This is a genomic window from Protofrankia sp. CiP1_Cm_nod4 (assembly GCF_982290645.1).
On the sequence record NZ_CEVIVC010000080.1, the window covers coordinates 1 to 5,595 of the forward strand.

Sequence of the window (5,595 nt, forward strand, 5' to 3'; positions counted from 1 at the left end):
CCCGCCCGGCCCGCTTGGCGGAGCCGTGGGAGGAACGGGAGTGAAGGAGGCAGGCCTGGCGTCGGCTGGTGGCGGCACCTCGGCCGCGGGAGCCCAGCCAGCCGGACCGGGGGACTGCGCCGCGGCAGTCGCGGCAGGCCGGTGCGGGGCCCGGATCGGCGCGCCGGTTCCCACCGCGGCCGCCGCCCCGGGAACCGTTCCTCCAGAGCCAGAGCCAGAGCCAGAGCCAGAGCCAGAGCCAGAGCCAGAGCCATACCCAGGACCCGCCACGTTGGCCGGAGCTGTTCTGGATGCCGGTCCGGCCGCGGCGGCTGGAACTGCCGTCGGGACGCCCGGAGCCGCCGCGGCGGCAACCGCGCCCACAGCGGCAGCGGGGCCTGCGGGAACCGCACCCGCCGCGACGATAGGGCCCGCCGCGGTAGCCGGGCTCGCGGGAACCGCGCTCGCGGCGGCCGGGCCTGGAAGGACGGCCGGTTGCGTGCCGGGGGCCGTATTCGCGATGCTCGTGGCGCCCGCGGCTGGGGCACCGGGGGGACCGGCGGCCACCCCCTGACGTTCCAGCCGCTCGATGCGGACCAGCAGCGCCGCCGGGTCGGAGCTCGCGGCGGGCAGCAGCGCGCGTGCCAGCGTCAGCTCGAGCAGCAGCCGTGGGCTGGTCGTGCCGCGCATCTCGACCAGGCCGGTGTGCACGACGTCGGCGGCGCGGGAGAGCTCGGCCGGGCCCATCCGCGCGCACTGGTCACGCATCCGTTCGAGCTGGTCGGCCGAGTAGCTCTCCAGCAGCCCCTTGGCGGGGGCGTCCGGGACGGCCGCGAGCACGATCAGGTCCCGCAGGCGTTCGAGCAGGTCCATGGCGAAGCGGCGCGGGTCGTGCCCGGAGGAGACGACCTTGTCGATGACGGTGAAGGCGGTTGAGCCGTCCCGCGCGGCCAGGGCGTCGACCGCCTCGTCCAGCAGGACGCCGTCGGTCAGGCCGAGCAGCGCGGCCGCCCGGTCGTAGCCCAGGCCGTCCGGGCCGGCGCCGGCGAGCAGCTGGTCGAGGACGGACAGCGAGTCCCGGACCGACCCGGCGCCGGCCCGCACGACCAGCGGTAACACCGCCGGGTCGACGTCCACGCTCTCCTGCGCGCAGATCGACGTCAGATGGTCGCGCAGCACCCCGGGCGGGACCAGCCGGAACGCGTAGTGGTGCGTCCGGGACCGGATGGTGGCGATGACCTTGTCCGGCTCGGTGGTCGCGAACACGAACTTCAGGTACGGCGGAGGCTCCTCGACGACCTTGAGCAGGGCGTTGAAGGCCGCCGCGGTGACCATGTGCGCCTCGTCCACGACGAACACCTTGAAGCGCGCCGAGGCGGGTGCGAAGAAAGCGCGTTCCCGCAGGTCACGGGCGTCGTCGACGAGGCCGTGGGAGGCGGCGTCGATCTCGGTGACGTCCATGCTGACCCCGGCGCGGATCGACACGCACTGGTCGCAGGCCCCGCATGGCTGCGGCGTCGGGCCGTCCACACAGTTCAGGGATGCGGCGAGGATGCGCGCGGACGACGTCTTGCCGCAGCCGCGCGGCCCGCTGAACAGGTAGGCGTGGTGCAGGCGGCCGGTGCGCAGCGCCTGCATGAGCGCGCCGGTGACATGCTCCTGGCCGACGACCTGGGCGAAGGTCGCCGGACGGTATCGGTTGTACAGCGCACCGCTCACCGGACCACCGGCCTGCCTGCCTCGTCGGAACCCAGGACCGCGACCCCGTGACGAAGAAGACCCCGTAACGGAGGGCGACCCCCCGCACACCCGCCAGAGCCTGCTTACCCTTGCTGCCTTCCGGCCCTGGGGGGGTTCACGAGGGTGACGCCGCACGAGGGGTCTGTCCAGCAGTCTATGGCCTGCCGGGGGGATCTTCGCGGCGGGGGTACCTGCCAGCGGTGACCATTGTCCGGACGGTGAACCTCGGCAAACTGTTCCATACCGCTCAGCGTCGAGACGGCCCGAGTACGTCCCGTGCGAAGGTAGCGGCACCCGATCGCCCACGACACGCAGGAAACTCGGTGAGGTCGAGCATGAGCATCAGCATTCGTAACCAGCTCTCTGGGGCTGTGACTGAAATCACTTCAGGCGAGGCGATCAGTGCTGTGAAGATTCGTCTCGCCACCGGGCAGGAAGTGGTTGCCGCGGTGACCACCGAGGCGGTCCGGGAGCTCGGCGTCGCCAGCGGCTCACAGGTCCGGATTCTGATCAAGGCGACGGACGTGTCCCTGGCCGTGGGCGAGGTGTCCGGCCTGAGCATCCGCAACCAGCTCCCCGGCGCGGTCACCGCGATCGACCAGGGCGAGGCGCTGGCCATCGTGAAGGTCGCCATCGAAGGCGGGGAAACAATCACCGCTGCGATCACCAAGGCGGCTGTCGGCGACCTCGGCCTCGCGGCGGGCTCCGCGGTCACCGCCCTGATCAAGTCCACGGAGATCGCCATCGCCGGCCCCTGACCCGGCCGCGGCCCACTCGGCCCACTCGGCCCACTCGGCCCGCTCGGCCCGCTCGGAGCACTCAGCCCGCTCGGCCCGCTGTCTCGATCGCCCTTCGGATCCGATAGTGTGGTCGACGGAGGATTCGCCTAGTGGCCTAGGGCGCACGCTTGGAAAGCGTGTTGGGGGCAACCCCTCGCGAGTTCGAATCTCGCATCCTCCGCCACCGCTGACCAGCGGAAACGAAGGCCCCGGACCGTTCGACGACCGGGGCCTTCGGCGTGCCGTGGGCTCAGAGGATATCGTCGCCGGCCACGCGTGCCTGCTGTCCCTCTCCGACATCCGTCAACTGGCCCACGCCATCGACGAGGGCCAAGCCGTCACCATCGAATACGTCTTCGACAAGGGGATCCTCGGCATCGGTGACAGTGATCGCATCCTGGTCTCACAGCGTTTCGTCGGCCACAGCCCCGCCGCCCGTGAACACGTCATAGCGCTCGCCGGCCGACCGCTCATCGGACCTCAACCGGGCACCCACCCCGTCGCGGCCATCCACCGCTCCTGGCGCACCAAGCCAGGTCTTCCACGGAAGCCCGCGCCCCGTCACGGCCGCATGATCACCAAGGCGTCGGCCATACGACGCAATGGTAAGGGGCACGACACCAAGAGTATGGTCTCTTGTATGGCGACGAAGAAGGTCACGGTGACGATCCCCGAGGATCTGCTGGACGAGATCCGCGCGGAGGCGGCAGAGCGGGGCCTGTCGGCATACGTCGCCGAGGCGCTGCGCTTCAAGCGGGATCGGGACCGCCTTGCGGAACTGGTCGACTGGCTGCAGGAAGAACACGGCCCCGTCGCCGGTGACGAGCGTGCGGCAGCACTCGACGAATTGGCGGAGCTCGACGCCGAACACGAGCGACGCCGCACGACGGGGCAGCACAACGCCGGAGAGGCGGCGTGAAGAAGCGGGGTGCCGAGCAGCGGCCCCTGCGCGTCTTCGTTCTCGATTGCGACGCCCTGGCCCTGGCCGTGCGCGGCGATCGGAAGATGATCGCCTGGCTCGACCTCGCGGCCCGTGGGGAAGCCGAGGTGGTGACGTCTCCGATGACGCTGGTCGAGGCGTACGACGGCAGAACCACCGAGCAGCGCTGGGACTGGGTCCTCTCCCGGCTCAAGGCCGCCGACATCGGAAAGGACGAGGCCCGCCAGGCCCGGCGCCTCCTGGCCGATACCAGGCCGCACGGCCACAAGTACGCGATCGACGCCGTGCTCGCCGTCATCGCACGACAGCAGAAGGGGCAGGTAACCGTCTTCACCTCGGACCTCGATGACCTGGAGAAGCTCCTCCCGCACACCATCGTCGTCAAGAAGGTATGACCCGGCACAAATCTCCGACGGCGCAACGCGCCTCACCGAGCCCGACACCGGATTCGTACTCGTCCGCAACGGATCATAATGCCGCGGGACGTTCTCGGATCGGAGTGTGGCGACCGCAAAGCGTAGTGATCCCGGCTGCTCGACCCACATTCCATACTCCTCATACGTGAGTCCGAGGTAGTCGCGCAACGGCATGGGCCGGCCGGCCGGGGCACCGCCAGCATCGTGCCAGGCAGCCACCCAGTCATCGACCTCGGGGAGCAGCGCTCGCCCCGCAAGGCACGCGTCGAGGAAGGTTGTGGTTCAGACATCGATCCTCCTTCCTGGCACCGCATCTCCTACTGTGACACCTGTGATCTCCTGGCAGGTTGTCGGCTCCGCGAAGGCCCTACTGGAGGGCAAAGAAGACTCGGTTGCTGTCCAGGGCCAGGGTTTCCTCGACGATCCAGGCGCCGCCCTGCACCTGGTCGGTGGGGACGGAGACGCAGACGTTGCCCGATGCCTTGGCGTTCGGGAACATTTCGCTGACGTCGCTGAGGCTGGTCGGGATGACCCCGCAGTGGTCGTCCTCGCCGCCTCTGCCGAAGGTGTTCCCGCCCGAGCCGTGGAAATGGAATGACAGATCGACCCACGGTGTCCCGGAATCGGGCCCATTGTAGGTCAGGTTGACGGGCACCATCACGAACTGCCGGCCGGCGGCGGGGGGATCGTTGAACCTGTTCTTGGCGGTGACCTGGGCGGTCGCGTTCAGGACGGTGGGGCCCAGGGTCACCTGCCAGTCGCCGATCTTGACGGTGGTACCGGCGGGCACGGGCTTCTGCCGGGTGCCGGGGGCGTCGCCGGTGCGTGTCGTGCCGGGGGCTGCCGAACTGTTCGGCTGGTTGACGATGTCGGCTCCCGCTCCGTCCGGATCGATGCTGGCGCAGCCGGTCATCGCCAACGCCACGGCGGCGAGGAGCGAGAGAAGCGCGGGAAAAGCGGTCCGTCCGGCACGCGCCTCAATGGAGGTCGTGATTCTGGATGGCATGAGAAGACGCATTCGATGATCACTTTCTGGGTGTCCTGCGGCGAGTACCGAAAAGGCTTGGACGGACGACCACCGCTGCCGCCGGAGCCGCTTGTGGAGCGAAGAAGGCGGCGGATGGGGGAGGGACGCCGGAGTGGGTGTCCGAGCCGTCCCCCCCGAGCGGCCCGGACGGAGGTCACTGTGGAGGCGCCGGAGCCCAGGGATCAAACATTCAGCTGATAACCAGGGTTATCAGTCTTCCTCATATTATTTCTCTTTATCATAACTATGCTTGCCTGACGCGACCACGGATCGGGCCGTGGGCGGCGCACTGGCGCGAACGGGGGTGAGCACATGCCGGACCTGACCGACGCGGGCACGCTGCTCATCTCGATGCCGGAGATCGCCGACCTCGCCGACGTGCGACGCGCGGTGGTGACCACCTGGCGGCGTCGGCACGCGGACTTCCCTGCGCCCGTCACGGCTCAGGGGCTGGACGCGGGCATCCCGATGTTCCATGCGCCGGACGTCGTGCGCTGGCTCGCCGCGAACCCGCGGCGCGGCAACCGCCGGATCGAGAACGCGGATCTGCGCCTCTACCTGCTGCGCTGCCTGGGCCAGCGGATGGGCGCCCGCACCTTCGTCGCCGCGGCCAGCGCGCTGCTCTGCCTACGCCACCTCGACGACGAGCCGCTCACCCCGACAGCGACGACAGCCGAGGCCGCGATGACCGCCGGGACCGCGATGACCGCCGGG

The 5,595-nt window shown here is 69.8% G+C and carries 6 protein-coding genes, 1 tRNA gene and 1 other RNA gene; 5 read left to right on the plus strand and 3 right to left on the minus strand.

Going from position 1 to position 5,595, the window contains the following annotated elements; genetic code table 11:
• Both AC5LSR_RS15505 and ffs read right to left on the minus strand, forming a co-directional pair.
• On the minus strand, positions 1–1,698 hold a 1,698-nt coding region (locus AC5LSR_RS15505; protein ID WP_493468614.1), incomplete at its 3' end, for a DNA polymerase III subunit gamma and tau.
• A gap of 70 nt (positions 1,699–1,768) precedes the next feature.
• Positions 1,769–1,865, minus strand: an RNA gene (ffs, locus tag AC5LSR_RS15510) — signal recognition particle sRNA small type.
• Positions 1,866–2,054: 189 nt separating this feature from the next.
• Here ffs and AC5LSR_RS15515 point away from each other — a divergent pair.
• The 4 genes from AC5LSR_RS15515 to AC5LSR_RS15530 all read left to right on the plus strand — a co-directional run bounded on the left by AC5LSR_RS15515 (position 2,055) and on the right by AC5LSR_RS15530 (position 3,833).
• Positions 2,055–2,477 carry a TOBE domain-containing protein gene (locus AC5LSR_RS15515; RefSeq protein WP_250285716.1) on the plus strand — a complete coding sequence of 141 codons (423 nt, stop codon included), beginning with the start codon at positions 2,055–2,057 and terminating at the stop codon, positions 2,475–2,477.
• A 117-nt stretch (positions 2,478–2,594) separates the two neighbouring features.
• Positions 2,595–2,682, plus strand: a tRNA-Ser gene (locus AC5LSR_RS15520).
• A gap of 60 nt (positions 2,683–2,742) precedes the next feature.
• Positions 2,743–3,417 (plus strand): ribbon-helix-helix domain-containing protein, encoded by a 675-nt coding sequence (locus AC5LSR_RS15525; protein ID WP_250285715.1) that lies wholly within the window; start codon positions 2,743–2,745, stop codon positions 3,415–3,417.
• A complete protein-coding gene (locus AC5LSR_RS15530) occupies positions 3,414–3,833 on the plus strand; it encodes a hypothetical protein (RefSeq protein ID WP_250285714.1) in 420 nt (139 codons plus the stop codon). Before AC5LSR_RS15525 ends, AC5LSR_RS15530 begins: the two co-directional genes overlap by 4 nt.
• A 388-nt stretch (positions 3,834–4,221) precedes the next feature.
• On the opposite strand, the gene AC5LSR_RS15535 is transcribed toward AC5LSR_RS15530, so the two are convergent.
• Entirely contained in the window at positions 4,222–4,860 is a 639-nt protein-coding gene (locus AC5LSR_RS15535) for a hypothetical protein (protein ID WP_250285713.1), read from the minus strand.
• Positions 4,861–5,193: 333 nt separating this feature from the next.
• Here AC5LSR_RS15535 and AC5LSR_RS15540 point away from each other — a divergent pair.
• Positions 5,194–5,595, plus strand: a 402-nt coding sequence (locus tag AC5LSR_RS15540) for a hypothetical protein (RefSeq protein ID WP_493468615.1), incomplete at its 3' end; no start/stop codon positions are given.

Bases quoted from the DNA above. Each gene is read 5' to 3' on its own strand.
- AC5LSR_RS15515 (WP_250285716.1), top strand. From the start codon at position 2,055: ATGAGCATCAGCATTCGTAACCAGCTCTCTGGGGCTGTGACTGAAATC.
- AC5LSR_RS15535 (WP_250285713.1), bottom strand. From the start codon at position 4,860: ATGCCATCCAGAATCACGACCTCCATTGAGGCGCGTGCCGGACGGACC.